Consider the following 20,472-nt stretch of genomic DNA (forward strand, 5'->3'; position numbering starts at 1 on the left):
GGCGCGCGATATTGTGAAACGCGCGTGTTCAAGGAAAGCGGGGATCCATGTCGCCTCAGACGACGACTGTCGCGCCGACGCGGCTCATGCGCATCTCGGTGCAGTGGGAATCCCAGCGCATCGACGTCGGGGTGCCGGGCGGTGTCCCGGTCTCCGAGATGCTCCCATCGCTCACACGGCGTCTTCGCGTGCTCGACAACGTGTCGGCCTCTTCGGGCTTCCGTCTGGTGCGCACCGACGGCACCGCGCTCGACGGTGACCGCACCCTGGCCGCTCAGTCCGTGCACGACGGGGACTTCCTCGTGCTCGAGCAGGGCGCGACCGCGGCGGCGCCGAAGCGCTACGACGACCTCGTCGAGGCCGTCGCCGATGTCGTCGAGGAGCATGCGCCTGCCTGGTCGGCGCAGAACTCGGTGACGACGGCGACCGTCGTCGCATCCGTCCTTCTGCTCCTCGGCCTCGCCCCCGCGATCTGGTCGTGGGTGGAGATCGGCACGATCATCACCCCCGCGGGTGCGAGCGCCGCTGCGGTCGTCCTGCTGGTCTGCGCACTGGTGATGGACCGCACGAGTGCGCCGCAGCAGTCGGCGATGGCGCTTGCGCTGGTCTCATCCGTCTACGCCGGAGTCGCGGCGTACACGATCGTGCACTCAGGCGACGCATGGGGTCTTCCACTCGTCGTCGGCAGCGCGGCGACGCTCGTCTTCGGTGTCGTCATCATGCTCGCCCTGAAGCGCCTGCGCGAGTACGGACTCATCCCGGTCGCCATCGGCGGGGCGTTCCTCGTGATCGGTGCGGTGATCACCTGGCTGGGCACCCCCGTGGCCGCCACGCTGGCGGCTGCGATGGCGATCGCAGGCATCGCGGGACTCGGCGCCCCCTGGATCGCTCTCGCGTCGGTGCCGCTGCGCGTCGTGTCGGCGCGCGACGACTCCGAGGTCTACGACGCACCCACGCGCATCTCCCCTGAGGACGTCGCGAAGCTCTACGTGCGCGCTCATCGCCATCAGGTCTCCCTGCGCATCGCGGTGTGCCTCATCGTCGTGGCGGCCACGGTGCCCGTGGTCGCCTCGGGCATCTGGGGCCTGCTGCTGTGCGCGGTGACGTACATCGGAATGTTCCTCGGCACGCGACAGGTCTATTCCCGGTTCGACATCGTCGCGGTGACGTCGGGAGTGCTCTCGGGCGTCGTGCTCGGCGTCGTCACGGCGATCATCGCGCATCCCGGATGGGTGGGGGGACTGGTCGTCGGTCTCGCCGCCGCCGCCGTCTGCATCATCGTGGTGGTCCTGCTCAGCCCGAAGGCGCGGCTCGGGCTCACCCGGTTCGCCGACTTCGCCGAGTGGGCGACGATCGCGCTGCTTCTGCCCCTGGCCATCATCGCCGGAGGCTGGTTCTGATCCATGGCGTCGAAATCAGAGCTGCTGCAGGCGCAGGCATTCAACCGGCGCCGCCTTCAGACCGCCTTCACCAGCGGTGCGCCGGGAGGAAGAGAGCTCCCGCCCGGTAAGCCCCTGCGAGGCGTGGTCGTCAGCGTCGCGCTCGCCATCCTGACGGTGATCGTGTCGCTGCTGATCGGAACCTTCACCGGCAGCCTCCCCAAGGGGTGGGGCGACGGTGCGATCATCGTCGTCAAGGGTGAGGGATCACGCTACGTCGCCCTCGGCGACACGCTCTACCCCGTGAAGAACCTCGCGAGCGCCCGCCTGCTCGTGGGTTCCTCGACGATCACCTCCGTCCCCGCCGACAAGCTCGACGGGATCGACCGCGATCCCACCCCGGTCGGAATCGACGGCGCACCCGACCACCTTCCCGCGCCCGACAGGCAGTACACCGGCCCCTGGCTCAGCTGCGTCGCCGCCGCCCAGCCGCTGGAGATCTCCACCCGCCTGCTGGACGACCCGACCGGGCCGCGCGACCAGGCCGCTCTCGTGAAGGACGACGACGGCGAGTATTGGTTCGTCCAGGGCGCGAAGAGATATGCCGTGGCGGAGGACAACGTGGCCGTCGTCGCCAGCGTCTTCCTCGGCATCGACGATGTGCAGTCGGTGCCGACCGTGTCGGCGCTGTGGCTCAACCTCGTGTCTCCGGGTACGCCGTTGGCGGTGAATCTCGGCAGTGAACTCGGAACGGATGCGGGCACGGCGGGACTCATGGTCGGGCAGGCCGTGCAGACCCAGGCCGACGGCGAGATCGTGGCCGAGTACATCGTCGACGGCCGCGGCGATCTCGTCCCCGCCACGCCCTTCGCACGCACCCTGCTGACCGCGTACGTCGGCGTCGATCCGGTCGTGATGACCGTCGCCGAGGCGACCAACCTTCGCAACGTGAACTCGAACGCCGTGCCGGGGGACTGGCCTGAGCGTGTGCCGGTCGAAACCGAGGACCCTGCGGCCGCGTGCCTGCAGATGAACCCCACCGAGGACGGGCCTGTCGTATCGGTCGCGGCATCCCCGGTCGAGCTCGAGCCTGGTACGCGCGTCAAGCCCGGCGCGGGTGCCGCCATCACGTCGCGCAGCAGCGGCGCGGGAGCCACGTACGGCTTCGTCTCCGAAGCGGGCGTGTACTTCCCGGTCGAGTCGGCAGCAGACCTCGAGCTGCTGGGCTACCGCGCCCAGGAGTCGGTGACCGTGCCGGCGACGTGGACGCAGTTGCTCGAGCAGGGCCCTGCGCTCGGGCGAGCCATCGCGCAGAGGACGGCGCCGGGGCAGGACAGTTGATGCGCGGTCGTGGCGTGCGCGGTGCGGCGGCGGCGTTCGGCATCCTGGCCCTCCTCGCCACGGGGAGCGCGGCGACGTCCCCCCACGCAGCAGAGGCGGTTGAGTCCACGGCTGCGCCGGTGGTGGACGCCACATCGCAGCAGTGCACGCCCAAGCAGCGCGTGCTGGTGCCTGGAACCAGCTATCTGGTGGAACGACTCGGGCTGCAGGACGCGTGGACGCTCAGCCGCGGGCGCGGCGTGACCGTCGCCGTCGTGGATTCCGGAGTCGAGGCCGGCAACGTCCACCTCGCCGGCGCCCTCGTCCCGGGCCACACCAGCTTCGGCGACGGTTCGGCCCCCGCAGACGACGACCTCTTCGGCCACGGCACAGCGATCGCGGGCATCATCGCAGCCAGGGCCGTGCAGGGATCCGGCGTCGTCGGCATCGCCCCCGAAGCGAAGATCATGCCCGTCCGGGCATTCCAGGCCGCCCCTGAAGACGGTCAGTCGTCTCGGGAGCTCGTGCCTCCCTCGGCGGCGACGGTGTCCGCCGGTATCCGATGGGCGGCACAGCACGGGGCGCAGATCATCAACGTCTCGCTCTCCGACGCCCAGTCGCTCGAGCAGTACCGCAGTGCCGTCGCCTACGCCCGCTCGCAGGGCTCGCTCGTCGTCGCCAGCGCGGGCAACCGCAACACGGCTGACGCGAACCGGCCGGATCCGGCTCACTTCTATCCCGGTGAGCTCGAAGGAGCGCTCGCAGTCGCCGGCGTGCTGCGCGACGGCACCTGGGACCCGGACTCCTCGTACGCCGGCGGCCACGTCGACATCGCCGCTCCCGGCCAGGCGGTGCCCTCGACCTACATCTCGGGAGGCGACTGCGTCTTCAACGCCGACTCGGCGTCCTCGAGCTATGCGACCGCCGTGGTGTCGGGAGCTGCCGCCCTCGTCGCGGCCCGCTTCCCGGATGAGACCCCCGACCAGTGGGCGTTCCGGCTCACCCAGTCCGCGATGCGCGTCGCGCCTGCGGAGCGCGGCGACACGGTCGGATGGGGCGAGGTGCGCCCCGCCGAGGCGCTCGCCCTCGAAGACGACGGGATGCTTCCAGGGCCTCCTTCCGCGGCGCATCCGTCTCCGACAGCGGAACCGGCCGAGTCCCGCACGATCTCGATCGAGCCGGTCGCCGACCCGCTGGATCCCGCGCGCGCGATCGTCGGCTGGACGCTGGGGGCGGGCGCGACCGTCTCGGTCATCGTGCTCCTGTTCGCGCGCGGGCGCTCCCGTCGCGCGCGCGGCTGACCTCGCGAGCGTTTCGCCGCGCTCGCTCGACGACTCGTTCGCAGCGTGTCGCATGGGGAGTCCTCCCCCTATGGCGCTCTTGCACCGCTCCGTAGGATGGCCTCATCGGTCCACGAGATAGGGAGCCCAGCGTGAATATGGACATGGCGGATGCCAACCGGCTGATGGCGGAGCTGCAGGAGACCGCAGCTGAGCTGCAGCGCGAGCTGCGGGCCCTGTCGGCCGCGTCGGGCGAGCTGACTCCCGTCACCGTGGAGGACGAGAAGAAGGCGGTGAAGCTCACTCTGTCCGAGAACGGCGCCGTGAAGGCGCTCGTGCTCGACGAGGACTGGCGCGACAAGATCGGTGAGGAATCGCTCGGTCTCGCCGTCAGCACGTGCTATCAGAGCGCGCTCGAGCAGCGCATCGGGCAGTGGATGAAGGGCTACACCGACCACGCGGAGGAGACGATCGCGACCGCCGAGGTCACGGTGCCGAAGCCGGCCCCCGTGCAGCTGGGCGATCCCAGCGCGGACTGGGCGGTCGAAGGTCGCGAGCAGCTTCGCGCCATGTACGACGCGGCGGATGCTGAGCAGCAGGACTTCGTAGCGCATCACGCACAGCGCGCGCGTCAGGAGCGCGACGGCGTCAATGCTTCCAAGACCGTCACCGTCACCCGCCAGGGCGACAGGATCACCGCCGTGACGCTGGACGAGCGGTGGGTGCGCAACACGAACGACGGCGTGATCGAACGCGAGATCGTGAAGGCGATGAACGGCGTGATGGCGATGGCCGCACGCGAGCGTGAGAACAAGTACGAGGGGTTCCCGGCGATCGAGCAGCTTGCGAAGATCGCCCACAACCCCCGCGAGCTGATGCGCCGTATGGGCGCCATCCGCTGAGAGAGGAAGCGTAGCTATGGGCTTTGGTGATGCATTCGGCGATCTCGTCGATGCGGTCAACCCGGTGGATGAGATCGTCGACTTCGGGCAGAACGTCGCAGAGGGTGACTTCCTCGGTGCGACGGGTAACATCCTCGACTCGCTGACACCGCTCGACGAGGTGGTGAGTGCGGGATCGAACGTAGCCGAGGGGCTCCTCGGTCATGGCGGCGTCGATGACGGTGGCGGCGTGGATCAGGCGGATCCTGCCGCGCTCCCCGACGCCGAGGGCGAGTCAGTGCTGCCGACGCCCCCGTCCCAGCCGCCGGCATCGTCGTTCGGAGCCGAGGGTGAAGTCGACGTACAGACGTCGTTCCTGCGCAAGGACGCGGAGCTCTGGGATGCGGCGGCCGGGTCTTACGGCAAGGTCGCGTCGGCCGCCGAAGGCCTGGACATCGAGACCTCGGCGTTCTCGTTCATCGGCGGCGAGGCCGCCAGCGCGTACAAGTCCTTCCAGGCGACGATGGTGCAGCTGCTGAGCACCGCGCCCGACGCGCACACCGGCTTCGCCGACTCGCTCCGGCTGACGGCCGACGCGTACGACGAGACCGACCAGCAGTCCAAGAGCAACCAGACCAAGGACGTCCCGGGCGGCGGAGGCGACGGCCCCGGCGGCGGTGGCACCGGCGGCGCCGGCACCGGCGGCGGAGGCACGGGCGGTGGCAGCGCCGGTGGCGGCAGCGTCGGCGGCGGAGGCGGCGGCCTCGATCAACCGCAGATCGACGGCGACACCGACGGCGAGACCGGCGACGATGCTGAACAGGCACGACTCGATGCGAAGGCCGACCAGCTCGACGCCAGGGCCGATGCCCTCGACCGGCAGGCGGACCAGGCAGACAAGCACGCCGAGAAGGCGCAGGAGCAGGTCGAAGCCATCGAGAAGCAGATCGACGCCCTCGAGGAGCGCGCCGCGGAACTCGACCGCAGTGCCACCGACACGGAGCGTCGCGCGACCGAACTCGACCTCAAGGCCGAGCAGCAGCAGGCCGCCGGGGATTCGCAGGCGGCTCTCCAGACGCGCACCGACTCGGCCGCGCTGCGCGCTGAAGCGGCCGCTCAGCGGGCCGAGGCGGCCGAGATCCGCCTGCAGATCGAGGAGCTCGAAGCGCAGCAGGACGAGGCCTTCGAGGAGATGACGGATGCCCGCGAGGACGCCGCCGAGCTCCGCGACAAGGCTGCCGACCTGCGTGACAAGGCTGCGGAGCTGCGCGACCAGGCCGCAGGCGGAGAGGCGAGCTTCGAGGTCGGAGCCGAGGTCGACGCCGAGCCCAACGTCGACGGCGAGGTGGACGGCGGCGCGGACGTCGCGCCCGCTCCCGGTGAGGGCGACGGGGATGTCGTTCCCGCTCCGGGCGAGGGCGACGGTGACGTGGCACCCGCTCCGGGCGAGGGCGAGGGCGACGGTGACGTGTCTCCTGCGCCCGGTGACGGTGATGCGGTCCCCGCGCCCGGCGACGACGGTGACGTGACTCCCATGCCTGGCGAGGGCGATGCCGCGCCGGCACCCGACGAGACCGATGCCGAAGCACGCCCCAACCCTGACCTGATCGAGGGAGACCCCGTGCCGCTGCCGGCTCAGCCGGCGCCCGCGACCCTCCCGAATGGCGGCGGTTTCTCCGCGCAGCCGGCACCGGCCTGGCAGAACCGCCTCAACAGCTGACCTCTCAACGGGAAGAAGACGTAGATCATGGCACGACCCAGAATCCCCGGCCCTGGCCCTGGAAGCAGCTCCGGCTCCCCGGACCTGCCGCCCAGCGCGTTCGACGGCCCGAGCCCGCACGGCTCGCCGAGCGGCTCGCAGAACCGTGGCGGAGCGTCAGGCGGCAGCGGCCGCGACAATGCCGCCGACGTCGACAAGTCCAAGTCCAAGTTCCAGGAGTTCGTCGACGCGGCCGACTCCGTCATCGGCATCATCAACGGCGTGCTCGAGCTCGCGGAGCACATCCCGCTCATCGGGGAGCTGATCGAGAAGATCAACAACCTGATCCGCAAGATGTTCGAGAAGGTCAACGAGGCCATCTCGAAGACCGCCGAGATCTTCGCCTACGTCGGCAGTCCGACCACGCTGCGCCAGGCCGGGCTGAGCTGGGTGCAGAGCGTGGGTGCGCCGGCCACGCAGGCCACGGCGACCATCGTGACCTCCTCGCTGCCCAGCACGGGCACCTGGGAGGGGGCCGCCCACAACGCGTACATCGCGCGGGTCGACCTGCAGCAGCCGGCCGCTGAGGACGTCTACAACAAGTGCGTCATGATCGACCAGGAGCTCAACACGTTCGCTGATGCGATCGTCGACTTCTGGGTCGCCTTCTCGATCGCGGCGATCACGACCGCCATCGGCGTGGCGCTCGGCATCGCCGAGATCGTGTCGGTCTTCGGCGCACCTGGCGGCGTCGCGACGATCATCGCCGAGGTCGGGTTCTTCATCGTCGACGTCATCGGTCTCGTCGACATCATCCTCACCGCCAACCAGGCCGCGTCGGCGTTCATGATGAACGTCACCCAGGAGCTGGCCTCGACCGGCGCGTTCCCCGGTGGGGCGTGGCCGCGGCACGCGGCCTGATCATGACCGTGTCCGAAGCATCCGCGGGCGGGACACCCGCGACGACGGCGAGCGACGGGCTCGTGCTCGACTTCGGCGACCGCACCGAGCACATCGCATCGGGGACGACGTTCGTCATCGGTCGAGGCACCGACCTCTCCATCGACGACAACCAGTACGTCCACAGGCGCTTCCTGGAGATCGGCGAGCGCGAAGGAATCTGGTGGCTGACGAACGTCGGCTCCGGGCTGACCGCATCTGTCGCCTCGGCCGACGGGTTGGCGCAGTCGTGGCTCGCTCCCGGCGCCTCGATGCCGCTGGTGTTCCGCGCCACGACGGTGATGTTCACCGCCGGTGAGACGACGTACGAGTTCTCGCTGACGGCCCAGAGCCCGTTCTACCAGGTGTCGACGGCGTGGAACGACGCCGGCGACGGCGTCGCAGGACTGCTCTCCCCGGTGCAGCGGATCCTCCTGACTTCGCTCGCCGAGCCGCTGTTGCGGCAGCGAGCGGATGGCGCGGTGCAGCTTCCCTCGCCCGAGGATGTCGCACGCCGACTCGGATGGACGACCGAGAAGTTCCACAGGAGGCTGGGCACTCTGTGCGACAAGTTCTCCCGACTGGGGATCCACGGCCTCGAGCGCGGCGCCGACGGCGGCATTCGTGCTTCTCAGCGCTCGCGTCTGGTGGAGCACGCGGTCGGCGCCCGCATCGTGACAGCCGACGATCTGGCGCTGCTCGACGCGTTCGTGGTGCAGGAGCCGCTCGCCGCGGCGGTCTGACCAGTCGTCCGTGCGCCGACTCGTATGTGAACGTGACGCGAGGACTTCGACGAGGGGACACGTGTGAGCACTCCGGCAGGTTGGTAGGACGACGGCTGTGGGGTTCGTGGGGCTCGCGTCCCCGTCGTCGCCTCCCAGGACGCTCGGGTGAACCTGATATACACGTAGCGGTGCTTCGCGCCACTAAGAGGGGGATGCACGTCGTTGATGTGCAGACGGTTTCGACGAGGAGGATGTGGATGAGCACTCCGGCAGGTTGGTACGACGACGGCTCCGGACGCCAGCGGTGGTGGGACGGCACGCGGTGGACCGACGATTTCGCGCCTGAAGACACCGCCGTCGGCGCGCACCCTCCGGTTGCATCCGATGCCCCCACTCCATCCGGCGCTGTGTCCTCGGCAAGCCCAGAACTCCGTCATGCGCCCCCGGTCGTGCCCGCAACCGCGCCGGAGGGGCCGCCCCCCACCCTGGGTTACGTGGGACTCGGGCTGGCTGTGCTGGGAACGATCCTCGCCTGCATCCCGACTGTGGTGACCTTCGTCATCGGGATCGTCGTCTTGCTGGCCGCGTTCGTCGTCTCGCTGATCGCGGTGTTCAGGAAGAACACGAAGAGGTGGCCGTCGATCGTCGGTATCGTGCTGTCGATCGTGGGTGGAATCATCGGCGGCATCGTCTTCTCGGTCGTGCTTTTCGTCTCGCTCGTCGACAACGCCGTGCAGCAGCTCCCCACGGATTTCCCCACTTCCGTCACCAGTGAGCAGCCGTCAGAGGAGCCGACCGATGACGGCGAGGGCCGCCCGACGCCTGAGGCGATCGCAGAAGGGTACGTCGCAGGCTTGGAGGGCGAGGCGGGACTCGAGGAGTACAAGACCCCCGAGGTCGCCGCCTGCATCGGTCAGTACTACTACGACTCCGATGTGTCGGACGCACTTCTCCAGGAGGTCGCTGCGGGTGAGGTGATCACCGAGGAGGTCGCCGGCACGGAAGCCGACCTTTTCCGGGAAGTGGTCGTGAGCGCCGCCACCGAGTGCGGTCCGCAGTAGAGCCGCATCGGCTGAACCGCGGCGTCCGTCGCCGCTCCCGGCTTCTCGATGGGGAATGCTCCCCATGGAGAAGGCGGCCCACCCGGGCTAGTATCGTCGCGGACAGGAACAAGCGAGGGGGTCGCTGATGGCGAAGATCATCCAGCTGGACGCGGAGATGGCTGACAGTCAGTTCAAGCTCCTTGTCGAGTGCACGGAGATGCTCGACAAGTGCCAGGAGACGGCGGAGTCGCTTCGCGAGGGTCAGAGCAGTCTGGTGTGGACTGCCGACGGCAAGTCTGTCGACCTCGCCGCCGCGCTGACATCGAAGTACAACTCCAGCGTGCTGTGGCTCACGGAGCTTCGCAAGGAACTCCGCGAAGCAAGTGAGAACCTGGATCGCGCTGTGAAGGACACGACCCTTCTGGATGACACCCAGAAGTCGCAGTACCAGAACCTGCTGTATCGAGCGGTAGGCCGCGGACCGAACAAGCCCATTGCGATCTGACCGGAGGATACTGTGGGACAGAACATGGAGCGGCTCGGCCGGCTGAAGGCGAACCGCGGGAACATCGTCGCGACGGGTACGCGCGTCGCCCAGGCCGCGCAGCGCACAGCCGTCGTCACCGTCGTGGGAACGGCCTCAGCCGGCGTCACCAAAGCCGCGCGTACCGAGGGTTTCGAAGGCGATCTCGGCGAGGTCATTCAGACCAGACTCAAGGCCATTCACGCAGAACTGGAACGATTCGGCAAGTTCCAGTCCGAGCTCGGCGCCGCCATCAACGCGGCCAACGAAGCACTGGAAGAGGCCTCGGGCGGCATCGGGGGGCTGCCGGGTACTGAGCTGACACCAGCGCAGAAGAACACGATCGACATGGCGGCGGCCACCGGCAGTCCGGTCCAGGTGACGCCGGGGACGGCGCTCACGCCGGAGCAGGCGGCCAAGTGGTACCAGGAGCAGGCCGAAGCGGAGCAGGAGGAGGCGGCGCGCAAGCTCACCGTCGCCCTCGACAAGCGACTGCAGGAAATCATCGATGGCATGCCCACGTCGGAGTACGACCCCGACGAGCCTGATAAGGATCCCTCCGACGACCAGGACGATTCGAACTCGCCGACGGTGGACGATCCGCGCACGGGCGGCGGCGGCCCGGGTGTGACGGGGCCTCGAACCGGCCCTGGCGGGAACGGCGGCTATGACGGACCGGGCGTCACCGATCCGGGACGCAATGACCCGCCGAGGGTGATCACTCCCGTCTATCCCGACCCGCGAGACCCGGAGGTCTATCCTCCGGTGCGTCCGAACCCGAACGACCCGGACGGCCCCAACATCGACGGCGGCCCTGACGGCTACGTTCCGGTGAGGCCGCCGGTCGGCGTCACACCTCCCGTCGGCGTCATGCCTCCAGGCGGGGTCATACCTCCCGGCGGCGGGCTGGTGGCGCCCGGCGGTGTCGGCCTCGTCGGCGGTGTCGGCGGTGTCGGCGGTGCGGCTCTGGCAGGAGGCGCGGCCAGGGTCGGTGGCGCCGGGCTCGCAGGCGGCGCCGGCCGCATCGGCGGCGTGGGCGGAATCAACGGAGCCGGCGGCACCGCCGGCGGAGCCGGGGGCGTGGCCGGTGTCGCGCAGACGGGCGCGGCAGGCGGCGGTCGTGGCGGCATGCTCGCAGGGGGAGCCGCCGGAGGCGCAGGCGGTGCCGGAGGCAAGAAGAACCGGCGGCGCGGTCAGGACCTCCTCGCGTACGAACTCGAGGCCGACGAAGATGACGTCACTCCCGACCTGGGCGAGGCCGGGGCCGCAGGCCGTTCGGCATCCGACGGACGCGAAGAACTCGGCTGGTAAGCCACTTCCTCTCCAAATGATCCGCCCACCCGCGTACTGCGGGTGGGCGGATTCTCGTCTGTGACGCGGTCAGACCGCGATGACGCGCACGACGCAGTCACCCAGTTGCAGCACCATCCCGGGTACGAGGGTGAACCGCTGGTGAGGCGTCATCGGACCGGAGCGGCCGTCGCCGGTGCGCAGCGAAGAGCCGTTCCCCGACCCGAGGTCCTCGAACCAGGTCTGACCTCCCACGATGCCGAAGCGGCCATGGGTGCGTGAAACGGAGCGATCGCCGTCGGGTACGGCGATGAGTGCTGCATCCGCCCTCTCACCGTCGGGAAGGCTGGGTGCGCGCCCGATGTATCCGGTCCCGCGGACGGGCACCGTGGTCCCGTCCTGGAACTGCAGTGCGATGACCGGGCCGGCCGGTGCCGCTGCGGGCAGCTCGACCGGGGCCTGTGGCGCGGGGGCTGCTGCCTCCATCGGGGCGGCCGGCGCGGCTGGCTGCGGCGCGGCAGCCGCCGCATCCGCACGCTCGACGACCCGGCGGAAGGCGAGCTCGGCATCTCCGCCGAGGATCAGGACGTCGCCCGGTACGAGGAAGCGCGGGCTGTGCGGCGTGAGCTCTGTGACGGTGCCGCCGAGGTGGCGCACCGACGCGCCGTTGGCCGAGCCGAGGTCCTGCACCCACAACTGCCCGTCCTCCACGCCGAAGGAGGCGTGGGTGCGGGAGAGTGAGCGGGCGCCATCCGGCACGCGCACCAGGATGGCGTCAGGGATCGACTCGGGTGCGCGTGGTGCGCGCCCGATGAAGCCCAGACCCGTGGCCCGGATCACCGTGCCGTCGCCGAGCTCGAACACGGGCACCGTGCCGGGGCCTGACGCGACAGCAGGAGCCGGCTCGGGAGTGGCGGCCGTGGCCGGCGCAGCCGGCGCGGCGCGCTCGGGCACGGGCATGGCCACCGTCCGCGGGCCGACGGGCGCTCGCGTGATGAGGCTCTGTCGCGACGGCAGCGGCTCCGGCGCAGCCGACGGGTCGTCCAGCCGCGTGACCCGTGCTTCGAGCTGCGCAGTACCCCCGATCTCGGCGGTCGTCGACCCGCGCACCTTGCCGACATCGATCACGCGTGCACGGGCGACTCCGTCCAGGGCGCCGGAGGCAGCGAGGCTGACGGGAAGCAGGATCGGAATCGCATGCGAGAGGCCCATGAGCAGGCTGCGCAGAAGGAGACCACCGGCGCCGACGCTGAGCAGACTGTCTCGTCGCACGGTGCGGATGCCGCAGATCAGGTTCCCCGGAGTCGCGCCCGTGTGCCCCTCCCACACCCAGCCGATCGCCCACAGCTCCACCACGGCGACGGCCGTGAGCAGCAGCGATCCTGTGAGCAGCCAGACGGTCACGCCGATGGCTGCGACGATCGCGAAGTCGATGAGGTAGGCGCCGGCTCGCTTGCCGGCGGAGGCGTTCACACGTGCTGTGCCGGGATGGCCGGAGCGGAGCATCGTCGCCGCGGGAGGCGCGGCCGGAGGGGAGAGGGTCACAGGAAGACCTCCAGAATCTGCCCGGCGATTCCCGAGCCGTACACGAGGGCCGCCGGTGCGAGGGCCAGCAGGATTCCCTCGATGATGTCGCCCGTTCGCGACCATGCCAGTGAGCGCCAGTCCCGGGCGAGCGGGACGGTCATGCACCCGACGAGGATCCCGCTCAACACCAGCGCGAGTGCGACCAGAAGCGGGTTGACGTGCAGAGCTGCGATGACCGCGATGCTCGCGAGAACCGAGATCACCGCGCCGGTGACCAGCGCCGCACCCCGCGCCAGGCCGTCTCGCAACTTGCGCGAGGTCAGCAGGAAGTAGCCGCCGATCCCGAACGATCCGCCCAGGAGGCACCACGTCTCGATCGTCCCCTGACCGATGTTCAGCAGTGTGTACAGCGTCGAGAGCAGCGCCAGCGCGCACGCTGTGACGGTGCCGGCTTCCGAGCGTCGCCTGGCGAGCAGGAACCGGTGGGCGGCACGATCGGCGTGAATCGGCGACGGCTCGGCCGGCGGGCGCGCACGGATCCCCTGCGCGTCGCGGATCACGAAGGGGGTGTCGATCAGGTCGTCGGGGTCGACATCGAGGGCGCTCCCACGCATGTAGTGGAAGATCGGCACCGCGCAGGCGGCCTGCACGGCGGTGATCGCCGCGGCCGGCACGTCGGCGATGAACGCGGCGGCGTTCAGGACGGCGAACACCGACCACAGCGAGGCGATGACGGCGGTGGCGCCTGCCGATTCGCGATCGCGTGCGCGGGCCAGCGCGTGCCGGATGCAGGCCGCGGTGGCGCCTGCCACCATTCCGGTCGCCATCATCGCGCCCGCGTCGCGGAAGCCCGCGATGGCGATCGCTCCGGCCCCCGCAGCGAGAAGGGGAGCGAAGAAGGCGACATAGGCGTTCTCATCGCCCACCGGCTGGGCGAGCAGACCGATCGCGCCCGCGAGCAGCACCGCAACCGAGGTCAGGATGCTGGCCGGGGTCGGAGCGAAGAGGGTGCAGACGACGAGGCCGAGGCCGACGGCCAGCAGCAGGCACAGCGCCGTCCAGCGTTCGCGACCGGACGCTGTTCGCGATGCGGTCTCCTTCGTACGCGGAGCCTTGCCGCCGGCGGACTCGGCGGTGCGGTCGAACAGCCAGATCACCCCGCCGTCACCGGGCGTGACCGACACTTCGCTGTCGAGCTCGATGGCCGCGCCGGACGTGGTCGTGCTGACGTACCTCTTCAGGTCGACCCCGCCGACGGTCAGCAGCTCCGCGACCGTCGAGTCGGCGGGGACGACGAGATCGTGACGGCTGTGAGCATCCGCGACGGTGAGACGAATTGTCTTCGCTGACATGCCCCAGCCCCTCGACGATCCTCGGCACGACACCGTTTCATGCCCGCATCCTGCCACAATAGTATGCGACTCGAGGAGGGCCCGTCGTGAGCAACACCACCAGCCGCCGTGCGCCGAAACCGCCGGCAGGCGGGCAGCTGACGCTGCAGCAGGCGCCGGAGCTCCCGAAGCCCGAGGGGGCCTCCAACACCCTGATGATGGCGCTGCCGATGGTGGGCAGTCTCGGTTCCGTCGCGGTGCTCTCCCTCACGCAGGGCGGCGACGCGACCCGCACGTACATCATGGGCGGGATGTTCCTGTTCATGGCGCTGTCCATGGTCGGCGGGCAGATGTGGCGGCAGAAGTCGCAGCACTCCACCAACGTCGAGAACACCCGCCGGGAGTACCTCGCGTACCTTGCGGAGACGAGGGATGCGGTTCGCGAGGTGGCGACGCGCCAGCGGCGGTACGAGGAATGGATGCTGCCGGCGCCCGAGACCCTCCCGTTCATCGTCGAGGAGGGCTCGCGGGTGTGGGAGCGCACCGCCGGCGAGAAGGAGCTGCTGGTGGCGAGGCTGGGAACGGCGACGCAGCCGCTCGCGATGACGCTCGACGAGGCGCCGATCCCCGCGCTTGCGCAGCTCGACCCCGTCAGCGCCTCGGCCGCGCATCGCTTCGTGCTCACACACGACCAGGTTCCCGACCTGCCGTTCGCCATCGACATCGCCACCTGTGCGCGCCTCGAGGCGACGGGCGACACGGTGCGCGCGCGAGGCCTGGTTCGTGCCCTCGTGATGCACCTGGCGACGTTCGCCGCGCCCGAGGACCTGCAGATCGCCGTGATCGCGTCGGGGGAGGACCTGCCGTACTGGGAGTGGATGAAGTGGCTCCCGCATGCGCAGTCCGACAGCGTCTCGGATGCGGTCGGCGGCGCCCGCCGCATCGGCTCGTCGTGGTCGGACGTCGAACCGCTCCTGACCGATCTCCGCTCCCGCGGGCCGGTCAGCGGGCAGGGCGCCGGCGCCCTGCCCCACGTGGTGGTCATCACCGACGGCGTGGAGCTGCCGAGGGGCAACCCGCTGACGGAGGAGGGCGGCATCGACGGCGTGACCGTCGTCGACATCCCGCGCTCGTGGGCCGAGCTCACCGACCCGTACACGATCCGGTTGGTCATCGAAGGCTCGGACGACGGCGCCCCGCAGCTGACCGTCGCGCGTCGCGGCGCAGGCGTCGTGCACGCGGCGCCGGACTTCCTCGGCATCGCATCGGCCGAGGCGGTCGCCCGCCGGCTCACCGGCCTGGTCGAGGCGGTGGAGGACGAGGAGGCCGCGGGAGGCGGAGCGCGCACGATCTCGGCCGAGCTCACCGATCTGCTCGGTCTGCCCGATGTGCGCGACTTCGACCCCGAGCTGGCCTGGAAGCCCCGCTCGGCGCGTGATCGGCTGCGGGTTCCCATCGGGCTCACGGCATCCGGTCAGCCGATGATCCTCGACATCAAGGAGTCGGCGCAGCAGGGCATGGGCCCGCACGGCATGCTGATCGGCGCGACCGGTTCGGGAAAGTCCGAGGTGCTGCGCACGCTCGTGCTGTCGCTGGCGATGACGCATTCGTCCGAGGCGCTGAACTTCGTGCTGATCGACTTCAAGGGCGGTGCGACCTTCGCGGGCATGGCGGACATGCCCCACGTTTCGGCGGTGATCACCAACCTCGGCGACGACCTGACGCTGGTCGACCGCATGCAGGACGCGATCCAGGGTGAGATGACGCGCCGGCAGGAGCTGCTGCGCGATGCGGGCAACTTCGCGAACGTCACCGACTACGAGGCGGCGCGCAAGGGCGGGCGCACCGATCTCAAGCCGCTCCCCGCTCTGCTCATCGTCGCGGACGAGTTCTCCGAGCTGCTCGCAGCCAAGCCCGACTTCACCGAGCTCTTCGTCGCCATCGGTCGACTGGGTCGATCGCTGCAGGTCCACCTGCTGCTGTCGACGCAGCGCCTGGAGGAGGGCAAGCTGCGCGGGCTCGACTCGCACCTGTCGTACCGGATCGGCCTGAAGACGTTCTCCGGCGCCGACTCGCGCGCAGTGATCGGAGTGCCGGACGCGTTCACGCTGCCGGGCGGCGGCGGGCACGGCATCCTGAAGTCGGATGCCGAGACCCTGACCCAGTTCCGGGCGGCGTACGTCTCCGCCCCGCCGAAGACGCGCCGGCGGCGGCCGGGCTCCGTACCGGAGACTGCCGAGACCGAACAGCCGGTCCGCGCGATCGAGGCGAGGGCCTTCACGGCCGCGCCGGTCGTCGTGCAGGAGACGCCGGCGGAGCAGTCTGCGGAACCGGCAGCGCCCAGCAACGAGCCTGCCGAGAAGCGGGTGACGTTCGACATCGCGGTGTCGCGGATGAAGGGCAAGAGCATCCCCGCGCATCAGGTGTGGCTGCCGCCGCTGGATGTGCCTGCCACGTTCGACGAGATGCTGGGCGACCTGGCCGAGCATCCCGAACTCGGATTGATCTCGCGACGCTGGCGGGAGGCCGGCCCGCTCACGCTCCCGCTCGGCATCGTCGACCGTCCGCTCGAGCAGCGTCGCGACAGCCTGGTCATGAGCCTGGTGGGCGCGGGCGGTCACCTCGCCATCGTCGGTGGCGCCCGCAGCGGCAAGAGCACGCTCGCACGCAGCGTGCTGACGGGCATCGCGCTGACCCACACTCCGCTCGAGGTGCAGTTCTACGTGATGGACTTCGGCGGCGGCACGTTCTCGCCGTTCGCGAAGATGGCGCATGTCGCGGGCGTCGCGGGCAGGAACCAGCCCGATGTGCTGAGGCGCATGTTCCAAGAGGTGCTCGGGATCGTGAACGCCCGTGAGCGGTACTTCACCGCCAACGGCATCGACTCCATCGAGACGTACCGCAGGCTGCGCGCGCAGGGCAGGGCGGATGACGGCTACGGCGACGTCTTCCTGCTGATCGACGGATGGCCGACGATCCGGTCGGAGTTCGACGAGATGGAGTTCGAGATCCAGGCACTCGCCGGGCGCGCGCTCACCTTCGGTGTGCACCTGGTGGTCACGACGACGCGCTGGATGGACTTCCGCACCGCGATCCGCGACACCTTCGGTTCGAAGCTCGAGCTCCGCCTCGGCGACACCAGCGACTCCGAGATCGACCGCAAGATCGCCGTCAACGTCCCTCAGGGGCGCCCCGGTCGCGGTCTCGCGCCGTCGAAGCACCACATGCTCACTGCCCTGCCGAGGATCGACGGCTCCGGCGACCCGCAGACGCTGAGCGAGGGGGTCGAGGACCTCATCGAGCGCGTGAACGCGGCCTGGAAGGGCCCTCGTGCCCCGAAACTGCGTCTGCTGCCCGAGATGCTGGAGCTGGCCGAACTGCGGCGCCGAGCCGATGGCACGCCACGCGAGAAGCAGGTGCTGCTGGGCGTCGACGAGGCCGAGCTCGCCCCGACCACGTTCGACGTGCGGCGCAACCCGCATCTCTACCTGTTCGGCGACAGCCAGTCGGGCAAGTCGAGTTTCCTGCGCGGGTTCGCCCAGGAGGTCATGCGCACGATGTCACCGAAGCAGGCGCAGTTCTTCGTCGTCGACTATCGACGTGCGCTTCTGGCGGAGATCCCCGAGGAGTATCTCGCCGGTTACTTCACCACGGCAGACCAGGCGGCGGAAGAGCTCGCCGGCCTCACCGACTATCTGCGCAGTCGCATGCCGGGGCCCGACATCACCCCGCAGCAGCTGCGTGAGCGCTCCTGGTGGTCGGGCGCCGAGGTGTTCATCCTCGTCGACGACTACGACCTGGTGGCTACGCAGTCGGGCAACCCGATCGCCGTGCTGCAGCCGCTGCTCGCGCAGGCCTCCGACGTCGGGCTGCATCTCACGATCGCCAGACGCGCGGGCGGTGCATCGCGCGCCACGTACGAGCCCGTGATGCAGACGCTGCGGGATCTCGCCTCACCCGGCATCCTGCTGTCGGGAAGCCCCGACGAGGGCCAGCTGATCGGGAACATCAAGGCCACGCCGGCCGTGCCAGGCCGGGCGAAGGTGATCACCCGCGAGCGCGGACTCGAGATCATGCAGCTCGCGTACGCTCCCTCATCGCAGCTGTGACGAGGGGTTCAGGCATGGGCAGGCCTGCGTGGGCAGAGCTACCCATAGGCATCCCCGGGCGTGAACCGTAAGGTGTTAGTTGTCGCCGGAGATCGGCGTCACGGCCCTCAGGGCTGAAAGAGATTCAGGGCGAACACGCCCTCAGACCAGGAGGTGACCGTGAACACACAAGTCTCCGCAGCGGATGGTGCTCTGCAGCGTGGTGCCAAGATCGTCAGCGACTCGAAGCAGCAGATCGTCACTGAGCTGAACGCGATCCAGAACAAGCTCTCCGGCATCGGTGCGGCATGGGCCGGATCGGGTTCGAACGCGTTCCAGGCGACGTTCGCCCAGTGGCAGGAGAAGTCGCGCAGGATCACGAACACGCTCGACCAGTTCGAGCAGAACCTGCTCGACTCGCAGACGACGTACACCGCCACCGACGACGCGTCGGCGCAGTCGCACACGAAGTTCCAGGGCCGTCTCGGCTGAGGCCGGAGAGGAAACATCATGAACAGCGGATACAAGATGCAGTTCGGCGCCGTCGAGACGGCGGGTGCCGACATCGGCGGCGCGGCCAACAACATCGAGACCAAGCTCAACGACATGGACAGCGCACTGAAGCCCCTTCAGAGCGACTGGACGGGTGAGGCCTCCGAGGCTTACATCCAGGCCAAGATCCAGTGGACCGCCGCCATCACCGAGATGAAGGCGCTGCTCGCCGAGATCGGCAAGCAGGTCATCCAGGACGCCGGCGACGGTCAGTCGAACGAGAACCGCAACAAGAACCGCTGGTGATGCCCGCGGTGCGCCGCCACTGACGGCGGATGCATGAACGGCCCCCACACCCGATCAGTTCGGGAGTGGGGGCCGATTCGTTTCTGCGGTCGAGGACTCAGCGCGCGGCGTCGGCGAGGTGCCGCGCCTGGTGGCCGAGCACCTTGACCATGATTCCGCGTCTGCGCAGCGCCGCGACCGTGCGCGTCTCCTCGTCCCGGTCGCGGCCGAGCGCGTGCACGTTCGCCACGACGAGCACATCGCCGGGCTGCAGCGTGTCGAGCAGGCGGGTGAGCCGGTCGCCCCAGGTCTCCAGGATCTCGGGCGCCGGATGCCGGAACCCTTCGATCGGCACTCCGAAGCGGGTCAGCTCCGTGCGCTGCTCGGTCACCGACGGCATCCCATCGCGCGCGACGACCAGGCCGACCAGGCGGGCTCCCTCGGGGCGCGCCGACCACCAGTCGTGATCGTCGTTCGCCAGGCACTTCGGGCAGGTCGCAGCGGCGTGCGGCAGGTTCAGAGGGCTGGTCAGTGCCACCTCTGCCGGGGCATCCACCCCATTCGCGTTCGTCGCGTCGCTCATGATCGCACCTCCGCATCCATTCTGCCCGAGTCCACCGACTCAGGAGGGTGCGGCCGCGTCAGATCAGACCGAGCGCCTGCACCGCGTCCCGCTCCTCGGCGAGCTCGGCGACTGACGCATCCACGCGCTCGCGTGCCCACGCATCGAGATCGAGTCCCTCGACGATCCGCCAGCGTCCCTCGACGGACTGCACGGGGAACGACGAGATCAACCCCTCCGGCACGCCATACTCGCCGTGCGAGACAACACCGGCGCTGGTCCAGTCCGCGGTGCCGAGTACCCAGTCGCGCACGTGATCGATGGTCGCGCTCGCGGCCGAGGCCACGGAACTCGATCCGCGCACCTCGATGATCTCGGCGCCGCGCTTGGCCACCCGGGGGATGAAGGTCTGCTCCTGCCACGCCCGCACGTCGCCCACCCGTCCGGCCAGCCGTTCCGCGACGGGTTCGCCGGCGACGGTGGCGTGCGAGATGTCGGGGAACTGGGTCGCGGAGTGGTTGCCCCAGATCGGTACGCGCCTGACGTTCGCCACCGGTGCGTCCAAGGCGAGCGCGAGCTGCGCGCGCGCCCGGTTCTCATCGAGCCTGGTGAGAGCCGTGAAACGCTCGGCAGGAACGCCGTCGGCGGCGGAGGCCGCGATGAGCGCGTTCGTGTTGGCGGGATTGCCCACGACCGTCACTCGGATGTCGGAGGCGGCGTTGGCTGCGATCGTCGCGCCCTGCGGGCCGAAGATCCCGCCGTTCGCGGCGAGCAGGTCGCCGCGCTCCATCCCGGGCCCGCGCGGTCTGGCGCCCACGAGCAGAGCGTGGTTCGCGCCCTCGAAACCGACTGCCGCGTCGTCGGTGACCTCCACGTGCTCGAGCAGAGGGAAGGCGCCGTCCTGAAGCTCGAGAGCGGCGCCCTCGGCGGCGCCGAGCCCCTGCGGGATCTCGAGCAGCCGCAGTCGCACCGGCTCGTCCTGGCCGAGCATGTCGCCAGCCGCGATGCGGAACAGCAGCGCGTAGCCGATCTGTCCGCCGGCCCCCGTGATCGTGATCGTCGTCGCCATGGAATGAGCCTACGTGCGCCGCGAGGCGAGGGGTACTCT

The 20,472-nt window shown here is 69.8% G+C and carries 17 protein-coding genes; 13 read left to right on the forward strand and 4 right to left on the reverse strand.

The annotated features are described in order from the left end of the window. Window positions 1–47 precede the first annotated feature (47 nt). The 10 genes from eccD (at window position 48) to RIN43_RS02975 (ending at window position 11,100) form a co-directional block, all read left to right on the forward strand. Window positions 48–1,400 carry a type VII secretion integral membrane protein EccD gene (eccD, locus tag RIN43_RS02930; protein ID WP_309127385.1) on the forward strand — a complete coding sequence of 451 codons (1,353 nt, stop codon included), beginning with the start codon at window positions 48–50 and terminating at the stop codon, window positions 1,398–1,400. Between the two features lie 3 nt (window positions 1,401–1,403). Next, window positions 1,404–2,720: a type VII secretion protein EccB gene (eccB, locus tag RIN43_RS02935; RefSeq protein ID WP_309127386.1), complete on the forward strand. Its 1,317-nt coding sequence runs from the start codon at window positions 1,404–1,406 to the stop codon at window positions 2,718–2,720. Next, a complete protein-coding gene (locus RIN43_RS02940; protein ID WP_309127387.1) occupies window positions 2,720–4,000 on the forward strand; it encodes a S8 family serine peptidase in 1,281 nt (426 codons plus the stop codon). The genes eccB and RIN43_RS02940 overlap by 1 nt, the downstream gene beginning before the upstream one ends. A gap of 143 nt (window positions 4,001–4,143) precedes the next feature. Further along, window positions 4,144–4,881, forward strand: a complete 738-nt coding sequence (locus tag RIN43_RS02945) for a hypothetical protein (RefSeq protein WP_309127388.1) — start codon at window positions 4,144–4,146, stop codon at window positions 4,879–4,881. Window positions 4,882–4,897: 16 nt separating this feature from the next. Then, entirely contained in the window at window positions 4,898–6,580 is a 1,683-nt protein-coding gene (locus tag RIN43_RS02950; protein WP_309127389.1) for a type VII secretion target, read from the forward strand. Between the two features lie 27 nt (window positions 6,581–6,607). After that, window positions 6,608–7,480 (forward strand): hypothetical protein, encoded by an 873-nt coding sequence (locus RIN43_RS02955; protein ID WP_309127390.1) that lies wholly within the window; start codon window positions 6,608–6,610, stop codon window positions 7,478–7,480. A 2-nt stretch (window positions 7,481–7,482) separates the two neighbouring features. Further along, window positions 7,483–8,241, forward strand: coding sequence for a hypothetical protein (locus RIN43_RS02960; protein WP_309127391.1), 759 nt, complete (start codon window positions 7,483–7,485; stop codon window positions 8,239–8,241). A gap of 239 nt (window positions 8,242–8,480) precedes the next feature. Continuing rightward, complete coding sequence (locus RIN43_RS02965) at window positions 8,481–9,284, forward strand: DUF2510 domain-containing protein (protein ID WP_309127392.1); 804 nt, start codon at window positions 8,481–8,483, stop codon at window positions 9,282–9,284. A 127-nt stretch (window positions 9,285–9,411) separates the two neighbouring features. Continuing rightward, window positions 9,412–9,771: a hypothetical protein gene (locus tag RIN43_RS02970; RefSeq protein ID WP_309127393.1), complete on the forward strand. Its 360-nt coding sequence runs from the start codon at window positions 9,412–9,414 to the stop codon at window positions 9,769–9,771. 12 nt (window positions 9,772–9,783) lie between these two features. Continuing rightward, window positions 9,784–11,100: a hypothetical protein gene (locus tag RIN43_RS02975; RefSeq protein ID WP_309127394.1), complete on the forward strand. Its 1,317-nt coding sequence runs from the start codon at window positions 9,784–9,786 to the stop codon at window positions 11,098–11,100. Between the two features lie 69 nt (window positions 11,101–11,169). On the opposite strand, the gene RIN43_RS02980 is transcribed toward RIN43_RS02975, so the two are convergent. Both RIN43_RS02980 and RIN43_RS02985 read right to left on the reverse strand, forming a co-directional pair. Then, window positions 11,170–12,624, reverse strand: a complete 1,455-nt coding sequence (locus RIN43_RS02980) for an FHA domain-containing protein (RefSeq protein WP_309127395.1) — start codon at window positions 12,622–12,624, stop codon at window positions 11,170–11,172. Continuing rightward, the gene (locus RIN43_RS02985) at window positions 12,621–13,958 is read right to left on the reverse strand and encodes a hypothetical protein (RefSeq protein ID WP_309127396.1); all 1,338 of its coding nucleotides are present in this window, start codon (window positions 13,956–13,958) and stop codon (window positions 12,621–12,623) included. Before RIN43_RS02985 ends, RIN43_RS02980 begins: the two co-directional genes overlap by 4 nt. A gap of 86 nt (window positions 13,959–14,044) precedes the next feature. Between RIN43_RS02985 and eccCa the strand changes: the two genes are divergently transcribed. The 3 genes from eccCa (at window position 14,045) to RIN43_RS03000 (ending at window position 18,823) form a co-directional block, all read left to right on the forward strand. Then, window positions 14,045–18,046 (forward strand): type VII secretion protein EccCa, encoded by a 4,002-nt coding sequence (gene eccCa / locus RIN43_RS02990; RefSeq protein WP_309127397.1) that lies wholly within the window; start codon window positions 14,045–14,047, stop codon window positions 18,044–18,046. A 159-nt stretch (window positions 18,047–18,205) separates the two neighbouring features. Beyond that, complete coding sequence (locus RIN43_RS02995; RefSeq protein WP_309127398.1) at window positions 18,206–18,517, forward strand: WXG100 family type VII secretion target; 312 nt, start codon at window positions 18,206–18,208, stop codon at window positions 18,515–18,517. Window positions 18,518–18,535: 18 nt separating this feature from the next. Beyond that, complete coding sequence (locus RIN43_RS03000) at window positions 18,536–18,823, forward strand: WXG100 family type VII secretion target (RefSeq protein ID WP_309127399.1); 288 nt, start codon at window positions 18,536–18,538, stop codon at window positions 18,821–18,823. 97 nt (window positions 18,824–18,920) lie between these two features. On the opposite strand, the gene RIN43_RS03005 is transcribed toward RIN43_RS03000, so the two are convergent. Together RIN43_RS03005 and RIN43_RS03010 are read right to left on the reverse strand one after the other, a co-directional pair. Further along, window positions 18,921–19,385, reverse strand: coding sequence for a recombinase family protein (locus tag RIN43_RS03005; RefSeq protein ID WP_309127400.1), 465 nt, complete (start codon window positions 19,383–19,385; stop codon window positions 18,921–18,923). A 58-nt stretch (window positions 19,386–19,443) separates the two neighbouring features. Beyond that, on the reverse strand, window positions 19,444–20,433 hold the full coding sequence (locus RIN43_RS03010) for a malate dehydrogenase (RefSeq protein WP_309127401.1): 990 nt from the start codon (window positions 20,431–20,433) through the stop codon (window positions 19,444–19,446). Window positions 20,434–20,472 lie beyond the last annotated feature (39 nt).

The organism is Microbacterium sp., from assembly GCF_031178445.1.
GTDB lineage: Bacteria > Actinomycetota > Actinomycetes > Actinomycetales > Microbacteriaceae > Microbacterium.